The sequence below is a fragment of the Candidatus Methylomirabilota bacterium genome, from assembly GCA_035936835.1.
Taxonomy (GTDB): domain Bacteria; phylum Methylomirabilota; class Methylomirabilia; order Rokubacteriales; family CSP1-6; genus AR37.
In genome coordinates this window covers 56,124-72,994 of record DASYVT010000069.1, presented here as the reverse complement: position 1 = coordinate 72,994, position 16,871 = coordinate 56,124, and the positions used below count along the sequence as shown (strand labels likewise).

The following is a 16,871-nucleotide window of genomic DNA, read 5'->3' as shown; positions in this document are numbered from 1 at the left end:
CGTGCCCTCCGCCAGGCGGCTGGTCAAGATCCTCCTCGGGATTGCGATCAGCGCGGCCCTCATGGTCTGGCTCTTCTGGAACGTGGACCTAGGCGCCGTCGGCGCGCGCTTGGCCGACACGCGGTGGGGCTGGCTCACGGTCAGCATCGCCCTCAACCTGGTTTCGCTCTGGGCCCGCGCCGTGCGCTGGCGCTACCTCTTTCCGCAGAAAGCCAGGCCGACCCACCTCTTCAACGCCGTGATGATCGGCTACATGGGCAACAACCTGCTGCCGTTGAGAGCGGGCGAGGTCCTGCGCGTCTACGTCGTAACGCGGCGGGGCCAGCGCTTCTGGACGACGGTGACGACGCTCGTCGTGGAGCGCGCGCTGGACGGGCTCGCGGTCGGCATCGTGTTGGCCTTCGTCTTCTTCCAGATCCCGACGCCGCGCGAGGTGGCCTGGGCGTCTGAGATCTTCGTCGGGCTGGTCCTGGCCATGCTGGTCGTACTGGTGGCGATCGCGGCGGCGCCCCTGCCCTGTCGCATCCTCATCCACTCGCTCGCCTACCGGTGGCCGGGCATCGAGCGCCGCCTGCTGGTGGTCTTCGACAGCATGAGCGACGGGCTCCAGGGCATGCGCCGGCCCAGGCAGCTGCTCCCAACCGCCGCGTGGTCGATCGCGATCTGGGTGGTGATCGTGCTGTCCGTCTGGGCCTGTTTTCACGCCGCGAGCCTCGATCTGCCGATCATGGCGGCGCTCTGCGTCATCGCCTTCATCGGCCTCGGCGTGAGCGTGCCCTCGAGCCCGGGCTTCATCGGCGTGATCCAGGCGGCAACCGTCCTGGCGCTGTCCTTTTTCGGCGTTGGGAAAGCGGATGCCCTCGGCTTCTCGCTCCTGCTGCACGCCTCGCAGTTCGTGCCCGTTACGGTCTGGGGCCTCCTGCTCCTGGTCGTCGAGCACGTGAGCCTCGCCGAGGCTGGCCGGGGCGCAGGGCTGTCCGTAAACGTACGTCAGGACTAGCCCTTCCCCGCCGTAAACGCTGCCCTCCCGCGAGCCGTCCTAGGTGATGAATCTCCATCGGGGTTGAAACCCGGGCGGGACAACGGGGAGCCCACTCCACTCCCGGTGGCTTCCGGTGTAAACGCAATGGTCCCCGGCTGCGTCGAATTGACAGGAGCGTTCTTGGGTGGGCTCGGGAACCGGGAGATGGCCATGGGTGGAGAACCAGCGGCAGGGTCGGGCAAACGCCCCCATGCTCGTGGGCCTCTGGGGGTTTGGCCGGCTCGACGAGCGTATGCGAAGATCGCCTGTAGTGGAGACGCTCGAGCCGTCCGATGAAGACCTATGCCGGCGAATCGCCCAACGGGACGGGGGAGCCTTTGACCTGCTGGTCGAGCGTTACCAGGAGCGGGCGTACCGCATCGCGTGGTCCGTCGTACGGGACCGGGAGGATGCCAAGGACTGCTCCCAGGAGGCCTTCATCCGGCTCCACGAGTCGGCCGGATCCTTCGCCGGTCAGTCCAAGTTCTCGACTTGGTTCTACCGGATCCTGGTCAACTGCTGTCTCGACCACCAACGAAAGCGGCGGGGCTGGCGGCGGCTGGTCGGCTGGGGCGGCAGCGACGAGGGGCGCGATGCGGGCGACCCCGTGGAGCGTCTCGCGGCTCCCTTCACCGATCCGACGGACGCCATGGTCACCGATCACCGCATGAGCCGCCTGTGGGAGGCCGTGGACGGGCTCTCGCCGCAGCAGAGGGCGGCGGTGTTGCTTCAATGCCGCGAGGAGCTGTCCACCAAGGAAATCGCCGTGGTACTGCAGTTGTCGGAGGCGACGGTGCGGGTGCACCTGCACCGCGCGTACTCGGCGCTCAAGCGCCGCGTAGGAGACGCCAGCGGGGGAGACAAGAATTGAGCAGGCTACCGGAAGACGAGTTCCCAGAAGACGAGTTCAAGGATGTGATCGCCGAGCTCAGGCGCACTGCGCCCGAGCCGCCGCCCGTGCACTGGGGCGCCTACCGCGCCGAGCTGCGCGAGAAGCTCGAGCGTGGAGGGAGCCGCGGTTGGGCCTGGTGGAACCGGCCGCTTCGTCCGTTCCAGATGGCCGTGGCGGCGAGTTTCGTCGCGGTGCTGGTCTATATAGACCTGCCGGGCCACGGCCAGATCCCGAATGACCCGGCCATGATGGAAAACCCCATCCTGGCGAGCCGCCTCGACGTGATCGCCCACCTCGACGTGGTCCAGAAGCTCGACCTCCTCGAGGACTTCGACGTCATCGAGCGGCTCGACAGCTTGCCGACGCGCGGCGAGGGATGATCGGCATCCATGCCCCTCGATCGCTCCGGGCGTCGCGACCTGGCCAGGCTGTCTCTTGCGGCGCTGCTGAGCCTGGTGCCTGCGGCCGCGCGCGCCGCCGAGGCGCCGGCGGCACCACGGACCCCACAGGCCAAGAGTGACGAACTCGACGCCGAGATACTCCGCGACCTCGAGGTCCTGAACAACCCGAATTACGCTCGCGACCGCGAGATCGCGAAGCGCCTGAGCTTTTTCGAGCGTATGCGCATGTTGGACCAGATGACGAGCAACCGGCCCGCTCCGGAGGGGGCCACGACCCCTGCCGAGCCGGCCAAAAGGGAGGTGAGGTGACATGCTGACAGCTCGCTCGTACGGTTGGCTCCCTGCCCTGGCGCTGGCGGCCTGTCTGGCCGTCCCGACGGTCGCTGGGGCTCAGGCGCCCGCTTCACCTCCCTCGACAGCGCCGGCCCAGCCCGGCAATTCTCCCGTCCGCGGGCTCGAGCGCCTGTCGCCCGAAGAGCGCGCGCAGGCTGAGCGCAATCTCCAGAAGTGGAAGGAGATGACGCCCGAGCAGCGGCAGGGGGCGATTGAGAACTACCGCCACTGGCAGAACCTTTCGCCCGAGGAGCGACAGACCGCCCGGCAGAATCAGCAGCGGCTGCGCAACATGTCGCCGGCGGACCGGGCTCGCGTCACAGAGGACTTCCGCCGCTGGCAATCGCTGCCTGAGGACCGGAAGCGCCACCTCGAGGCGGCGCACGAGCGCTTCCAGAGGCTACCGCCTGACCAGCGCCAGCGTATTGAGCGGAATGCGGAGCGCTGGCGCCAGATGCCGCCCGAACAGCGTCAGCCCATTGAGCGGAATGCGGAGCGCTGGCGCCAGATGACGCCCGAGCAGCGTCAGCAGGCCCGCGAGCAATACCGCCAGCGCCAGCCTGGGCCCGGCCAGCCGCATCCGGACGGCGAGGACCGTCCGGGAGGCGATGGGCGGCCGGGCGGTCACGTAGGGCCCGGAGGACCGGGCGGTCCCGGCGGTCCGCGCAGCCGCCATCTGCCCCGATAGCAACGGCTCGGCCCGAAGTATGGCGAAGCCAATTGGCATCGCGGCTTTACACCCCCAGCGGCTTTACACCCCCAGCGGCTTTACACCCGATGACGGGGTCGTGTAGCATGACCCCCTCATGGGCCAGCTGATCGTCCAAAAATACGGCGGCTCGTCCGTCGCCGACCCCGAGAAGATCAAGAGCGTCGCCCGCCGCGTGGCCGAATCCGCAGCCAAAGGCCACCGGATGGTCGTGGTGGTCTCCGCCATGGGCAAGACGACCGACGCGCTGGTCGCCCTGGTGGACGCCATCACGCCCGCCCCCGACCCGCGGGAGATCGACATGGTCCTGGCCACGGGCGAGCAGGTCACGATCGGCCTCCTCGCCATGGCGCTCCAGGCGATGGGCCGCCCCGCCTGCTCCTTCACTGGGCCGCAGGTCGGCATGGTCACCGACGGCGTCCACACACGGGCCCGTATCCGGCGCATCACGGCCGAGCGCATCCACGCCGCCCTCGACGCCGGCAAGATCGTCGTCGTGGCGGGCTTCCAGGGCATGACCGAATCGGGGGACATCACGACGCTCGGGCGCGGCGGCTCGGATCTCACGGGCGTCGCGCTGGCGGCGGCGCTCAAGGCCGACGTCTGCGAGATCTTCACCGACGTCGACGGCGTCTACACCGCCGATCCCAACGTCGTGCCGGAGGCGCGCAAGCTCGCCCGCGTCTCCTACGACGAGATGCTCGAGATGGCCGCCCTCGGCGCCAAGGTGCTCCAGGCCCGCTCCGTCGAGTTCGCCAAGAAGTTCGCCGTCCCGGTGCACGTCCGCTCCGCCTTCAAGCCGGACCCGGGCACACTCGTGACCAGGGAGGATCACAGCATGGAAGACGTGGTGGTCACGAGTATCACCCACGACGGGGGTCAGGCGAAGCTCTCCATCCTGCGAGTGCCCGATCGCCCGGGCATCGCCAGCCAGGTCTTCGGAGGGCTCGCCAAGCAGAACATCGTCGTGGACATGATCGTCCAGAACATCGGGCGCGACGGGTTCACGGACATCTCGTTCACCCTTCCCCGCGGCGATCGCCAGCGGGCGGAGACCGTGCTGGACACCGTCGCCAAGGAGATCGGCGCCGGCGGCGTGACCGCCGACGACCGCATCGCCAAGGTCTCCATCGTCGGCGTCGGCATGCGCAGCCACTCGGGTGTCGCCGCGCGCGTGTTCTCCACGCTGTCGAAGGAGAACATCAACATCCAGATGATCTCGACCTCCGAGATCGCCGTCTCCTGCGTCATCGAAGACAAGTACGCCGAGCTCGCCGTGCGCGCGCTCCACGACGCCTTCGAGCTCGGGAAGGAACCCGCGGCCTAGGAGACCGTCTAAGAAGATCGTGGGCGTGATCCAGTACGACCCGTGGGTGATCCCGCGCGCGCTCGATTTCCTCGTGCGCACGAAGACGCGCTGGCCGTGGGACCGGATCCTCTCGCACAAGTACCCGCTCTAGAAGATCAACGAGGCCTTCGCCGCCTCGGAGTGGCACAACAAGGAGACGACGAGCATCACGCGCGCGGCGCTGACGCCGTAGCGCCGTGTATCTGATCTGCCACTCTAGAAGCGTACGCGGCGCGATGGCAGGCTGGGCGCGAGATGACTTACTCGCGCCCGCAACTGAAGCTCCTGCTGGTGCTGGCCGCCGTGTTTCTTGCGGGCTTGGGCGCGCGCGAGTGGCGCGCGGGCTTTCCCGACGCGGCCGAGCGGCTGGAGCGCTTCGACCGCGAGGATCCGCCGCTGCCCATCCCGCCTGCTCCCCGCGCCCGCGCGGCACCGCGCTGGGCGGCCGCCCACCCCGACCCGCCCGCGCCGGCGCGCACAGCCCCATCTCCGCGGCCGCGCGCGATCGCCGCCCCGCCCGCCACGGTCGCGGACCCCCGCCCGCTCGACCTCAACCACGCCAGCGCTGACGAGATCTCGAGGCTGCCCGGCGTCGGGCCGAGCCTGGCGCGCCGGATCGTCGAGGAGCGCGATCGGCGGGGGCGCTTCGAGTCATCTGATAGCCTTCGAAGCATCTTGGGCATGGGCCCGAAGAAGCTCGCTGCACTCCGTGAGCACGTGACGGTCGGCGAATAGCATGAGGTGGCATGAGGCGCCGTTTCTGCCGCTGTCGGCCGGGCTCGCGCTGGGCATCCTCTTCGGCCCGTGGGCGGCGGCGGCGCCCGCCTGGCTTCTGCTCGCAGGCGGCCTCCTCCTCGCTGTGGGGGCGTGCGCGCTGGCCCTTGGACGCGATGGCGCAGCGGCGGCCATCCTCCTGGCCCTCGCGGTCGTGCTGGGAGCGCTCCGCGGCGCCACCGACCCGCTACCCGCCGATCACATCGCCCGCGTGGCGCTCGCGCCTGTCGTCAACATTGAGGGACGGCTCGCCGAGGAGCCGGTGCGGTGGGCGCCGGACCGTACACGGCTGATCCTCGACGTAGACGGTCTTCTCGATGGGGACGACCGCCGACTGGCGTCGGGGCGGCTTCAGGTGACGCTCTACGGCGAGACGGCCGCGGTGGGCGAAGGTCAACGAGTCGCGGTCGGTCTCAGGCTCTCCCGCCCGCGAGGCTTCAGGAACCCGGGCGCCTTCGACTACCCCGCCTTCCTGCGGAGGGAAGGCATACTCCTCGTCGGCACCGGGCGCGCCGAGTCCCTCGTGCCGCTCACGCCCGACGAGCCGCCCTGGCCCGTGCGCATCAAGCGCTGGGCCGTGGCGACAATCGGCGCCCACCTGCCGGACACATCCGCCGCGCTGTTAGCCGGCCTGATCCTCGGCGAGAAGACGGGGCTGCCTCGCGAGGCCGACGAGGCTTTCCGCCGCGCCGGCGTCTACCACATCCTCGCCGTCTCGGGCTTCAACGTGGCGCTCCTGGCGTCCTCCATCTTCTTCGTGCTCGCGGCGCTCGGCGTCCCGCGGCGCACCACCGCGGTCGCGGCGGGCGTGGCGCTGGTGGGGTTCGCCCTCGTCGTGGGCGGCCAGGCCTCCGTGCTCCGCGCCACGGTCATGGGGCTCCTGCTGCTGGCGGCCACGCTCCTGGACCGGGAGTCCCAGCTCATGAACGCGCTGGCGCTGGCTGCGCTTCTGCTCCTCGCCTGGCGCCCCGCCGATCTCTGGGACCCGGGCTTCCAGCTCTCCTTCGCCGCCACCGCTGGGATCATCTACCTGACGCCCGCCATCACGAGCTGGCTCGAAGGACGGGGCTGGCCGGACTGGCTCGCGACGGCCGTGGCGGTGAGCGTGGGGGCGCAGGCGGCCGTGACGCCCGTCATGCTCGCCCACTTCAACCAGCTCTCGCTCGTCGGCATCGCGGCGAACCTGGTCGTGGTCCCGCTCGCCGCGGTGGGCACGACGCTCGGCATGCTGGCGCTCCTGGTCGCCCTCGCGAACATGGTGGCGGCCGACGTGCTCTTCCAGGCGCTGTGGCTGGTGCTCCTGGCCCTGCGCGCGGCAGTCTGGAGCGCAGCCGCCGTGCCGGCAGCCATGGTCCACCTGCCGGCGCCCAGCTGGGCGGCGACCCTCGCCTGGTGCGGGGTGCTCGCGCTCGTGCCGGTCCTCGGCGCGCGTCGGTGGACGCGCGCTGCGGCCGCGGCCTGCCTTGCGGCGGCGCTCGTGCTGTCCATCTGGCCCTGGGTGCGCCCAGGCGACGGGCGCCTTCGCGTCACCTTCCTCGACGTGGGCCAGGGCGATGCGGTGCTGGTGGAGGTGCCTGAGGGCCCGCGGCTCCTCGTGGACGGCGGCCCTGGCGGAGCCCGGCGTCTCGACGTGGGCGAGCGGGTGCTGGCGCCGTTCCTCTGGAACCGCCCCGCGGCCCGGGTGGACGCCGTGGCGGTGACTCATTCCGACTCGGACCACTCGGGCGGACTTCGCGCAGTGCTCACGCGCTTCCGCGTGGGCGAGGTCTGGGAGAACGGGCGGTGGGGCCCGGGCAGCGAGGACACGCTGCGGGCCGTGGAGCGCTCGGGCGCCTGCCGCCGCACGCTCGTCGCGGGGCAGCGGATCTGGCTCGGCTCGGCGCTCCTGACCGTGCTGAACCCGGACGGCACGCGGCCGCTGGACGAGCCCGCGCCCATGGGAGAGAACGAGGAGTCGCTGGTACTCCGGCTCGACTGGCGGGGCTTCTCGCTGCTCCTGACGGGCGACCTCGGCCGCTCCGGCGAGGAGCGCGTCCTGGCTTCGCGCGCCCCCGTGCGCGCGCTCGCCCTCAAGGTCGGTCACCACGGCAGCCGCTTCTCGTCCAGCGAAGAGTTTCTCGCCGCCACGCGGGCGGCCGTGGCCGTGATCTCCGTCGGGGCGCGCAACCCGTTTCGCCATCCGACGCCCGAGGCGCTCTCGCGGCTCGAGGCGGCCGGAGCGCGCATCTACCGGACGGACAGGGACGGCGCGGTCATCCTCGAGACCGACGGTGTCACGCTGTGGATCACCCGCTGGGCCTCGGGCACGGTCGAGCGGTTCGAGCTCGACCCGGAGCGAGAGGGTTAAATGCGCCGCGGCCCCCGACAGACGTCTCGGGGGCCGCGGCGGGACGCGCGAATTGCCGGGAGGAGGCCTAGCTCTCGAAGCTGCGCTCGTACTGGGTGCGCAGCCGCTCCAGCTCCTCGGGATCGAGACGCATGCCGAGCGCGAGCCCCATCTCTCCCAGGATGGTCTTGATCTCGTTCAACGACTTCTTGCCGAAGTTCTTGGTCTTGAGCAGCTCCGACTCGGTCTTCTGCACCAGGTCGGCGATCGTCCGGATGCTGGCGGTCTTGAGGCAGTTGGACGCGCGGACGGACAACTCGAGCTCGTCCACGTTGCGGAAGAGGTGCTCGTTGAGCTCGACCCGGGGCGCGGTCTCGAGCCCCGGCTCGCCCGGTTCAGTCTCGGGCAGCGGGCTCTGCGGGAAGTCCGTCAGCAGGTCGAACTGGTCCTCGAGGATACGCGCGGCCTCGCCGACCGCCGTCTCGGGGGTGACGCTGCCGTTGGTCCACACCTCGAGCACCAGACGCTCGAACCCCGGCTCCTGCTTCGACGGCTCGACGTGGAAGTTCACCCGCTTGACGGGGGAGAAATCCGAGTCGATGAGCATGGCGTTAATCGGGAGAGCCTCGGGCTCGCGCCGCTCGGCGGCCTGGTAGCCGCGGCCGCGCTCCACGCACAGCTCCATCTCGAGGGCGCCGTCCTTGTCGAGGCTGGCCAGCACGATGTCGGGCGTCAGGATCTCGACGTCGGCGTCGGGCTCGAAATCGCGCGCGGTGACCGTCCGCGGGCCCTGGACCTTGAGCCGCAGCAGCTTGGGCCGGTTCACGCTGACGGCGAAGACGAGCTTGCGCAGGTTCATGATGATGTCGAGCGTGTCTTCGTTGACGCCCTGCAGGTGCGAGAACTCGTGGAGCACACCCTCGATCTTGGCCCAGGTGGGCACGGCGCCCGGGATCGAAGACATGAGCACGCGACGGTAGGCATTGCCCACCGTGAGGGCGAAGCCCGGCTCGAAGGGCTCGACGGCGATCTGGCCGTGGGCACGCTCGCGGGCGAGCCACTCGTGGCGGACAGGAAGCACCAGCTGCGGCATCGGATTCCTCCTGGGGGAATTGGCGGGCTGCTTCGCCCGAGGTTGGCCAGTATACCAGAAACCTGGCCTTGACCAAGCCTGCCTGCTGAAGGGCACTGGGCCAAGTTGCGAGCCAGACGAGGCCCGAGCGAGCCAGCGACGCGAGGCGTACGTGGTTGTTCGAACTGAGCGGTCATGCCGCGAGGCGAGGGCTGAGTAGATATGGCGAAGCAAATTGGCCCAGTGCCGGCCGAAGGTTTGACTGGCCGGGAGAGCCCGGGCAAGATAAGGAAAAATCATGATGGAACGGTCCCGGGTCCTCAAGACCTCGACCGACGCGCCTGGCGGCCCGGGGCGGACGGTGCGCGGGTTTCTCTACGCCACGCTGGCGCTTCTGGCGGTCTTCGCTTACCTCCAGGTCTGGTGGGTGACGACGGCGGCCGACGGCGTGACCAAGGGCCCTCGCATCGTGGAGATCCCGCCGCACCAGGGCCTGCTCGACATCGCCCGGCGCCTCGACGAGGCCGGCGTCATCAGGAGCCCATTCGGCTTCGCGCTCCTCGCCTTGGCGCATGGAAGCGCGCGAAGCCTCAAGGCCGGAGAGTACGAAGTGCCACATGGGGCCAACAGCTTCGCCGTGCTGAGCCTCCTCGAAGGCGGCAGGGTCCTCAAGCACACGGTCCTCCTCCGCGAAGGCTTCACGCTGGCCGAGCTGGCCCACGCCGTCGAGGCTGAGGGGCTCGCGCGCGCCGACGACGTGCTCCGCGTCGGCCGCGATCCCCTTTTCCTCCGCACGCTCGAGATCCCGGGCGCCTCCGTCGAGGGCTACCTCTTCCCGGACTCCTACCAGTTCGTCAAGAGCGTGCCGCCGGAGGAAATGCTCGCGCGCATGGTGGCAAAAATGCGCGCCCAGCTCACGCCGGACATCCTCAAGGCGGCCGGGGACCGGGGGCTCAACGCGCACCAGCTGCTAACGCTGGCCTCCATCATCGAGCGCGAGGGCGTCGAGCGGAGCGAGCTGCCCCTGATCTCCGCCGTGTTCTGGAACCGGCTCAAGCGGGACATGCCGCTCCAGGCCGACCCAACGGTGCAGTACGCCGTCGGCAAGGGCCGCCAGGCCTTGACGCGCGCCGATCTGCAGGTGGACCACCCGTTCAACACCTACCGGCGCGTCGGCCTTCCTCCAAGCCCGATCGCCAACCCTGGGCTGCCGGCCATACAGGCCGCAGCCCACCCGGCGCGCGCCAACTATCTCTACTTCGTCGCGCTGGACGACCGGCGCCACCAGTTCTCGGAGAGCTTGGCCGCTCACAACGACGCGGTAGCCCGGTATCGCCTCGCGAGGCCGCGCTGAGGCCTCCGGGCCTGCGCGCACGAGGGTCCGCGCCTTGTCAGTCAACGGTCTCGATGCTATAAACAGGCAAACCATGGCGCCGGGCGACGAGTCGAGCACTCTCGGGATCCTGCCGGGGGCGGCGGGACTACCCGCCGCTCGTCCGAGCGCGCCGCGCTTCCCTGCCCTCTATCAGATCCTGCGTGGCGGCTGCGCGCCCATGCTGCGCTCGATGTTCGGCCTCGAGGTGACGGGGCTCGAGCGCCTGCCCGCCGAGGGACCCTTCATCCTGGCGGCCAACCACCACAACTATCTCGACGCCGTGGTGCTCGGCGTCGCGGTGCCGCGGCCCATCAACTTTCTCGTCATGCCGCGTGTCTTCCACGCGAGCCCGCTGCACCCGTCGTTCCACCGCCGGGTGGGCTCGATCCCCGTCAACCTCGAGCGCCCAGACCCGGGCGCCATCAAGCGCACCCTCCGCGTCCTCGAGGATGGCGGCGTCGTCGGGATCTTCCCCGAGGGGCCGTTCAGCCGTGAGGGGCGGCTCGTATCGGGGCAGCCGGGTGTCGCCATGATCGCGCTGCGCTCGGGCGTGCCCGTCGTGCCCGCCGCTATCAGCGGCACCTACGAGGCGCTGGCCGGCCGCCGCTTCTACGTTCCCCGCAGCCGCCCACTCGCCGTCCGCTTCGGCCAGCCGCTGCACTTCCACCAGACGCGCCGGCGCCGTGCCAGCCACACGGATCGGGAGGAGATCACCCGGCGCATCATGAGCCACATCGCCGCGCTGCTCGACACCGACGGGCTCCCAGCGGCCCAGCGCGGCGAGGCCGGCGCTTCGTGACCGACCCGGGCAGTCCCCCGGGCTCGGGCAAGCCCTGGGGCGGCCGCTTCGAGGCAGGCGCCCATCCCGAGGCCGAAGCCTTCACGTCTTCACTTGCCTTCGATCGACGGCTCTGGCCCCACGACATCCGCGGCAGCGCAGCGTGGGCCCGCGCGCTCGAGCGCGCGGGGCTCATCGACGGCGGGGAGCGCGCGGCCATCGACAAGGGTCTCGAGGCCGTGCGCGCGGAGCTCGAGAGCGGCCGGTTCGCCTTCCGCCGGGAGCTCGAAGACATCCACATGAACATCGAGCGCCGCCTGATCGAGCTGGCGGGCGCCGTGGGCGGGAAGCTTCACACGGGGCGCTCGCGCAACGACCAGATCGCCCTCGACGAGCGCCTCTACCTCCGGGACGTGCTCGGCAGCCTCGACGCGGCGCTGGCGGCCGCGCAGTCGGCGCTCCTCGACCAGGCCGAGCGTCACCGCGAGGCCGCCATGCCCGGCTACACACACCTCCAGCGGGCCCAGCCGGTGCTGCTCGCTCACCACCTCCTCGCCTACGTCTGCATGCTCGACCGGGACCGCGAGCGCTTCGCCGACTGCGGCCGGCGCGTCAACGTCCTGCCGCTGGGCTCGGCGGCGTTGGCCGGGGCGGCCTTCACCATCGACCGCGAGACCCTCGCCCGGGACCTGGGCTTCGCCGGGCCCAGCTCCAACAGCATGGACGCCGTGGCCGACCGGGATTACGTCATCGAGTTCCTGGCGGCGGCGGCCGTGCTCGGCATGCACTGCTCGCGGCTCGCCGCCGACCTGGCGCTCTGGGCCACCGCCGAGTTCGGCTTCGTTGAGTTCTCGGACGCCTTCGCGACGGGCTCGTCGATCATGCCGCAGAAGAAGAACCCGGACGTGGCCGAGCTGATCCGCGGCAAGACGGGCCGCCTCTACGGCAATCTTGTGGCCGTGCTGACCACGATGAAAGGGCTGCCGCTGACCTACAACTCCGACATGCAGGAGGACAAGGAGCCCTTGTTCGACACGGTGGACACGCTCGAGGCGGTGCTCCGCGTGCTGCCGCCCATGCTCGCGAGCCTGAGCTTCCGGGTCGACCGCATGCGGGAAGCAGCCGGCGCCTTCTACTCCACGGCGACGGACCTCGCCGACTACCTCGTGCGCAAGGGCCTGCCGTTCCGCGAGGCCCACGAGATCGTGGGACGCACCGTCCGGTACGGTATCGACAAGGGCAAGGAGCTCGGCGAGCTCTCGCTCGAGGAGCTCCGGGCGTTCTCCCCGCTGATCGACAAGGACGTCCATGCGGCGCTGACCGTCGAGGCCTCGTTGAGAGCGCGCGCGGTCACGGGTGGCACGGCGCCCGAGGCTGTCGCCCGCGAGCTCGCCCAGGCGCGAAAGCGGATCGCCAAGGATCCCCAGCGGTGATCTACCCGTCGCGGCGCGCGGTCGTGGCCGTCGGCCTCGCGGTCGCGGCCCTTGCCCTCGTCGGCTGCGGCAAGGTGGGGCCGATCGTGGCGCCGGAGCGGCGCCTGCCCCTGCCGCCCGACGGCATGCGCGCCGTCGTCTCCGAGCACGCCATCGTGGTCAGCTGGAGCAACCCGCGCGTCCGAGCCGACGGTACGCGACTGCGCGACCTGGCCGTCGTCCGCTTGTTCAGGCGCGAAGAGGCCGCGAACGCGGCGCCCAAGCCGGCCATGCTCTCGGGCGATCGCGTGGTCGGCTACGAAGAGATCGCCCGCATCCCTCTCGACGTCGCTCCGCCCGCCGGCGTCCAGGTCCAGGGCGGGACGGTGAGCGTGACCGACAGCGCGGGGCTCAGCTTCGGGCGCCGCTACGTCTACGTGGCCACGGCCGAGGATGGCATCGGGCGCTCGAGCCCGCCGTCGGAGCGCCTCGTCGTCACCCTCCTCGCAGGACCGGCGGCGCCCTCGGGTCTGGACGCGCAGGCCGGGGACAAGGAGGTCCGGCTCAAGTGGGAAGCTCCGGGCTCCTTCCTCGACGGGGCGCCGGCGACGGGCGAGCTTCGCTACGTCGTGCTCCGCGCGGCGGGCGACGGCGCCCTCGCGCCCATCACACCAGAGCCCATCGGCGGCACCACCTTCACGGATAAGGGCCTCGAGAACGACACCACCTACCGCTACGCGGTCCACGCCGTACGCGTGGATCCGGCGGGTACGGCGCGGGGTGCCGCCTCGACGGCGGTCGCCGCCACACCGGTGGACACGACGCCGCCCTCGGCGCCCACGCGGCTGATCGGCATCTCTGCTTCGGGCAGCGTGAGGCTCGCGTGGAATGCGAGCCCGGAGGAGGACGTGGCGCTCTACGCGGTGTACCGCGCCGAAGGCGCCGGCGCGTTCCTCCGAATCGCCGCGACCCAGAGGATCACAACGGTGTACACGGATCGCGACGTGCAGTCCGGCCGGACCTACCGCTACGCCGTCACCGCGCTCGACCGCGCTCGGCAGGCCAACGAGAGCGCGCGCTCCAACGAAGTCTCCGTCACCGTCCCCTAGCAGGACGCCGATAAGGGCCCATTTGCTTCGTTGGCTCCCTCGGCCGGGGCTCAACGTAGCAGGGCTACGCCTCGCCCGCTGCCTTCGGGCGCCGCCTCGCAACTGGACCCTTCTCGACGCCCTGCTCCGTTGGAGGCCTTCTAGACTTCGTTCGCCCAAACTTGTTCGGGGTCTTGGCGGCGGCGGAGAAGGGTCAGCGTTCCGTCGGGCTCGAGCATGACTTCGGGCGCCTGCGGGTAGGAGTTGTAGTTGATGGTGGCCATGGCGGCGCAGTACGCGCCGGCGCCGCCGATGATGACCAGGTCGCCGATCCGAGGGCGCGGCACCCAGCGCGGCGCCAGCGCCTCGGGGTCACCGGGCACGGGAGTGAGAATGTCGCCGGACTCGCAGCAGGGCCCGACGAATACCACCGCCGCGGCCTCCCGCCCCTCCGCCAGGACGTCGATCGGGTGCTGCGCGCCGTAGAGCGACGGGCGCGTCACCTCCGGCATGCCCGCGTCGAGCTTCGCGAAGAGGTAGCCGTCGCCGCCCGTGTCCACGACGTCGATGCACGAGGCGACGATGGCGCCGGCATTGGCGACGAGGAGCGTGCCGGGCTCGAGCTCGAGGCGCAGAGCCCGCCCGTCGCGCTCGCGGAAGCCCTCCAGCTCGAGGCGGACGTGCGCGCCGACGTCGGCCAGGTCCACGCTCGGCTCCTCTGGCATGCGCCCGACCTTGAAGCCGCCGCCCAGATTGACGATGGCGACGTCGGCGAGCTGTGTCGCAATGTCGAGCGTCATCCGCGCCACGCGCTTCCAGACCTCCGGGTCCGTCCCCGAGCCGATATGAGTGTGCAGGCGCGTGATCCTGAGGCGGTAGCGCGCGGCCAGCTCCTTGACCTCGCCCAGGTACTCGTGCCAGATGCCGAAGCTCGAGGCCGGTCCGCCCGTGTTGGTGCGCTTGGTGGATCCGGAGCCCAGGCCGGGGTTCATCCTGACCGACACCTCCCCGCCCGGCGCGACGCGCCCGAACTCCTCCAGCTGGTGGAGCGAGCAGGCATTGAAGAGGATCCCGCGGCGCAGGTGTTCCGCGAGCCGCCGCGAGGGCATCTGGGAGGTCAGCTGGACGCGCTCCGGCTGGAATCCGGCTCGGAGCGCCCGCTCGACCTCGAAATCGCTTGACGCATCCACGTGCAGCCCAAGGTCGCGGAAGAGCGCCAGGATGCCGTGGCTCGGGTTGGCCTTCATCGCGTAGCGCAGCGTGAAGCCGTAGGGCGCGGGGAACGCCAGTGCCCGGCGGACCGCCGCCTCGAGCGCGGCCCGGTCGTATACGTAGCAGGGCGTGCCGAAGCGCTCGCGCACCTCTGCGGCGATCTTGGCTGTGAGCCCTTCGGGCCAGCCGGGCGCCCGTGTGCCGCTCATGCGGATCCCTCCTTGCGGGATGGCCGCGATCCGGGGCAGGTACCCGCGGGCGGCTGAGCGGCCATAGTACCGCATTGAAGCAGGCGCTTGAAGTGGTTCAGGCTGAGGTGCTAGAGTGAAACGACTTTCTCCTCCCGAATGCACCGAGCAACGGAGGGCTTCGCTATGCGTCCCATGTTCCAGGGTTCCATCGTCGCGCTGGTCACACCGTTTCGCGGCGGCAAGGTCGACGAGCCCACGCTCAGGAAGCTCGTCGAGATGCACGTGGCGCAGGGCACGGACGGCATCGTGCCGTGCGGCACCACGGGCGAGTCGCCGACGCTCAGCCACGACGAGCACAAGCGCGTGGTGGAGATCGTCATCGAGGCGGCGCGCGGCCGGCTCCACGTCATCGCGGGCACCGGCTCCAACGCCACCAGCGAGGCGATCGACCTGACCGCGCACGCCAAGAAGGCCGGCGCCACGGGCGCGCTCGTGGTCAACCCGTACTACAACCGGCCGACCCAGGAGGGGCTCTACCGCCACTTCCGCGCCATCGCCGAGGCCGTGGACATCCCGATCCTCGTCTACAACATCGCCGGGCGCACCGCGGTCAACGTCGAAACCGACACGCTCGTGCGCCTGGTCAAGGACTGTCCCAACATCGTCGGCGTCAAGGAGGCCTCGGGCTCGCTCGACCAGATGACCCAGGTTATCCTCGCCTGCGGCCCGGACTTCAGCGTGCTCTCGGGCGACGACAACATCACGCTGCCGCTCATGTCGGTCGGCGGCCGCGGCGTCATCTCGGTCATCGCCAACATCGTGCCGCGAGAGACCGTGGAGATGACCCATGCCGCCCTCGCCGGCGACTGGAAGCTCGCCCGCGAGCTGCACCTCAAGCTCTTCCCGCTCTCGCGCGCGGTGTTCATCGAGACCAACCCCATCCCCGTGAAGGAAGCCATGGGCATGATGGGGATGCTGGAGCCGGAGTTCCGCCTGCCCATGTGCCCCATGGGCGCGGCCAACCGGGAGCGGCTCCGGGCCGTCCTGGTCCAGCACGGCCTCATCAAGGGCTGAGTCCCCGCGATGGCTGATGTCGTGATCGCCGGCGCCGCCGGCCGGATGGGCTGTCGTCTCGTCGCGCTCGTCCAGGAGGAGAAAGACCTCCGCCTGGTGGGCGCCCTCGAGGCGCCCGGCCACCCGGCGCTCCTCAAGGACGCCGGCGAGGTGGCGGGCGTGGGCAAGATCGGCGTTCCCATCACCGCCGATCCCGAGGGTATGCTCGGCCGCGACCGCATCCTCATCGAGTTCTCCATCCCCGACGCGACCCTGGGCCACCTGCGCCTGGCCGCGCGCGGGGGCGGCCGCGCCGTGATCGGCACCACCGGCTTCGCCGCCGCCCAACGTGAAGAAATCGAACGGCTCGCGAGCCAGATCCCCATCATGCTCTCGCCCAACATGAGCGTGGCCGTCAACGTCGCTTTCCGCGTGCTGGCCGACATGGCGCGCCTGCTGGGCGAGGACTACGACGTCGAGATCACCGAGGTCCACCACCGCTTCAAGAAGGATGCTCCCAGCGGCACGGCCGCCCGCATGGCCGAGATCGTGGCTGAGGCCCTCGGCCGAGACCTGACCAAGGTGGGCGTGCACGGCCGCCACGGTCTGCCCGGCGAGCGCACGAAGCAGGAGATCGGCATCCACTCGATCCGCTCGGGTGACGTGGTCGGCGAGCACACGGTCAGCTTCGGCAGCCTGGGCGAGCGCCTGGAGCTCACGCACCGCTCGCAGAGCCGCGACACCTTCGTCCGCGGTGCGCTCCGCGCGGCGCGGTTCATCGCCCAGGCCAAGCCGGGACTCTACTCGATGCAGGACGTCCTCGGCCTCGCATGACGGCCGGAGGCCGCACATCATATCCCTCTCCCCTCTGGGGAGAGGGCCAGCG

Annotated in this window: 16 protein-coding genes; 13 read left to right on the top strand and 3 right to left on the bottom strand. The window is 70.4% G+C overall.

All coding sequences use genetic code 11. The annotated features are described in order from the left end of the window. The first annotated feature begins 1 nt into the window (after position 1). From VGV06_06195 to VGV06_06180, 4 genes are all read left to right on the top strand, one after another. On the top strand, positions 2–1,000 hold the full coding sequence (locus VGV06_06195; protein HEV2054750.1) for a lysylphosphatidylglycerol synthase transmembrane domain-containing protein: 999 nt from the start codon (positions 2–4) through the stop codon (positions 998–1,000). Positions 1,001–1,292: 292 nt separating this feature from the next. Then, entirely contained in the window at positions 1,293–1,892 is a 600-nt protein-coding gene (locus VGV06_06190; protein HEV2054749.1) for a sigma-70 family RNA polymerase sigma factor, read from the top strand. Continuing rightward, positions 1,889–2,293 carry a hypothetical protein gene (locus tag VGV06_06185; protein ID HEV2054748.1) on the top strand — a complete coding sequence of 135 codons (405 nt, stop codon included), beginning with the start codon at positions 1,889–1,891 and terminating at the stop codon, positions 2,291–2,293. The genes VGV06_06190 and VGV06_06185 overlap by 4 nt, the downstream gene beginning before the upstream one ends. A gap of 9 nt (positions 2,294–2,302) precedes the next feature. Then, positions 2,303–2,623 (top strand): hypothetical protein, encoded by a 321-nt coding sequence (locus VGV06_06180; protein ID HEV2054747.1) that lies wholly within the window; start codon positions 2,303–2,305, stop codon positions 2,621–2,623. Between the two features lie 424 nt (positions 2,624–3,047). Here the strand turns inward: VGV06_06180 and VGV06_06175 are convergent, their stop codons facing one another. Continuing rightward, a complete protein-coding gene (locus tag VGV06_06175; GenBank protein HEV2054746.1) occupies positions 3,048–3,323 on the bottom strand; it encodes a hypothetical protein in 276 nt (91 codons plus the stop codon). Positions 3,324–3,453: 130 nt separating this feature from the next. Between VGV06_06175 and VGV06_06170 the strand changes: the two genes are divergently transcribed. The 3 genes from VGV06_06170 to VGV06_06160 all read left to right on the top strand — a co-directional run bounded on the left by VGV06_06170 (position 3,454) and on the right by VGV06_06160 (position 7,825). After that, positions 3,454–4,683 carry an aspartate kinase gene (locus VGV06_06170; GenBank protein ID HEV2054745.1) on the top strand — a complete coding sequence of 410 codons (1,230 nt, stop codon included), beginning with the start codon at positions 3,454–3,456 and terminating at the stop codon, positions 4,681–4,683. 276 nt (positions 4,684–4,959) lie between these two features. After that, positions 4,960–5,439 carry a helix-hairpin-helix domain-containing protein gene (locus VGV06_06165; GenBank protein ID HEV2054744.1) on the top strand — a complete coding sequence of 160 codons (480 nt, stop codon included), beginning with the start codon at positions 4,960–4,962 and terminating at the stop codon, positions 5,437–5,439. A gap of 1 nt (position 5,440) precedes the next feature. After that, positions 5,441–7,825 carry a DNA internalization-related competence protein ComEC/Rec2 gene (locus tag VGV06_06160; GenBank protein HEV2054743.1) on the top strand — a complete coding sequence of 795 codons (2,385 nt, stop codon included), beginning with the start codon at positions 5,441–5,443 and terminating at the stop codon, positions 7,823–7,825. A 67-nt stretch (positions 7,826–7,892) separates the two neighbouring features. Here the strand turns inward: VGV06_06160 and VGV06_06155 are convergent, their stop codons facing one another. Next, positions 7,893–8,897, bottom strand: a complete 1,005-nt coding sequence (locus tag VGV06_06155; protein ID HEV2054742.1) for a DNA-directed RNA polymerase subunit alpha — start codon at positions 8,895–8,897, stop codon at positions 7,893–7,895. Between the two features lie 277 nt (positions 8,898–9,174). Between VGV06_06155 and mltG the strand changes: the two genes are divergently transcribed. The 4 genes from mltG to VGV06_06135 all read left to right on the top strand — a co-directional run bounded on the left by mltG (position 9,175) and on the right by VGV06_06135 (position 13,550). Continuing rightward, entirely contained in the window at positions 9,175–10,230 is a 1,056-nt protein-coding gene (gene mltG / locus VGV06_06150; protein ID HEV2054741.1) for an endolytic transglycosylase MltG, read from the top strand. Between the two features lie 73 nt (positions 10,231–10,303). Beyond that, complete coding sequence (locus VGV06_06145) at positions 10,304–11,050, top strand: lysophospholipid acyltransferase family protein (protein ID HEV2054740.1); 747 nt, start codon at positions 10,304–10,306, stop codon at positions 11,048–11,050. Then, the gene (gene argH, locus VGV06_06140; GenBank protein ID HEV2054739.1) at positions 11,047–12,462 is read left to right on the top strand and encodes an argininosuccinate lyase; all 1,416 of its coding nucleotides are present in this window, start codon (positions 11,047–11,049) and stop codon (positions 12,460–12,462) included. The genes VGV06_06145 and argH overlap by 4 nt, the downstream gene beginning before the upstream one ends. After that, complete coding sequence (locus VGV06_06135; GenBank protein HEV2054738.1) at positions 12,459–13,550, top strand: hypothetical protein; 1,092 nt, start codon at positions 12,459–12,461, stop codon at positions 13,548–13,550. The genes argH and VGV06_06135 overlap by 4 nt, the downstream gene beginning before the upstream one ends. Before the next feature lie 140 nt (positions 13,551–13,690). Here the strand turns inward: VGV06_06135 and VGV06_06130 are convergent, their stop codons facing one another. After that, positions 13,691–14,950: a diaminopimelate decarboxylase gene (locus tag VGV06_06130; GenBank protein HEV2054737.1), complete on the bottom strand. Its 1,260-nt coding sequence runs from the start codon at positions 14,948–14,950 to the stop codon at positions 13,691–13,693. A gap of 174 nt (positions 14,951–15,124) precedes the next feature. On the opposite strand from VGV06_06130, the gene dapA reads away from it, so the two are divergent. Then, complete coding sequence (dapA, locus tag VGV06_06125; protein ID HEV2054736.1) at positions 15,125–16,006, top strand: 4-hydroxy-tetrahydrodipicolinate synthase; 882 nt, start codon at positions 15,125–15,127, stop codon at positions 16,004–16,006. A gap of 9 nt (positions 16,007–16,015) precedes the next feature. Next, positions 16,016–16,819, top strand: a complete 804-nt coding sequence (gene dapB, locus VGV06_06120; GenBank protein HEV2054735.1) for a 4-hydroxy-tetrahydrodipicolinate reductase — start codon at positions 16,016–16,018, stop codon at positions 16,817–16,819. The last annotated feature ends 52 nt before the right edge of the window (positions 16,820–16,871 follow it).

Coding starts and splice junctions, on each gene's coding strand:
- VGV06_06180 (HEV2054747.1), top strand. CDS start 2,303: ATGCCCCTCGATCGCTCCGGGCGTCGCGACCTGGCCAGGCTGTCTCTT.
- VGV06_06175 (HEV2054746.1), bottom strand. CDS start 3,323: ATGGCGGCTGCGCGGACCGCCGGGACCGCCCGGTCCTCCGGGCCCTAC.
- VGV06_06170 (HEV2054745.1), top strand. CDS start 3,454: ATGGGCCAGCTGATCGTCCAAAAATACGGCGGCTCGTCCGTCGCCGAC.
- VGV06_06165 (HEV2054744.1), top strand. CDS start 4,960: ATGACTTACTCGCGCCCGCAACTGAAGCTCCTGCTGGTGCTGGCCGCC.
- VGV06_06160 (HEV2054743.1), top strand. CDS start 5,441: ATGAGGTGGCATGAGGCGCCGTTTCTGCCGCTGTCGGCCGGGCTCGCG.
- VGV06_06155 (HEV2054742.1), bottom strand. CDS start 8,897: ATGCCGCAGCTGGTGCTTCCTGTCCGCCACGAGTGGCTCGCCCGCGAG.
- mltG (HEV2054741.1), top strand. CDS start 9,175: ATGATGGAACGGTCCCGGGTCCTCAAGACCTCGACCGACGCGCCTGGC.
- VGV06_06145 (HEV2054740.1), top strand. CDS start 10,304: ATGGCGCCGGGCGACGAGTCGAGCACTCTCGGGATCCTGCCGGGGGCG.
- VGV06_06130 (HEV2054737.1), bottom strand. CDS start 14,950: ATGAGCGGCACACGGGCGCCCGGCTGGCCCGAAGGGCTCACAGCCAAG.
- dapA (HEV2054736.1), top strand. CDS start 15,125: ATGTTCCAGGGTTCCATCGTCGCGCTGGTCACACCGTTTCGCGGCGGC.
- dapB (HEV2054735.1), top strand. CDS start 16,016: ATGGCTGATGTCGTGATCGCCGGCGCCGCCGGCCGGATGGGCTGTCGT.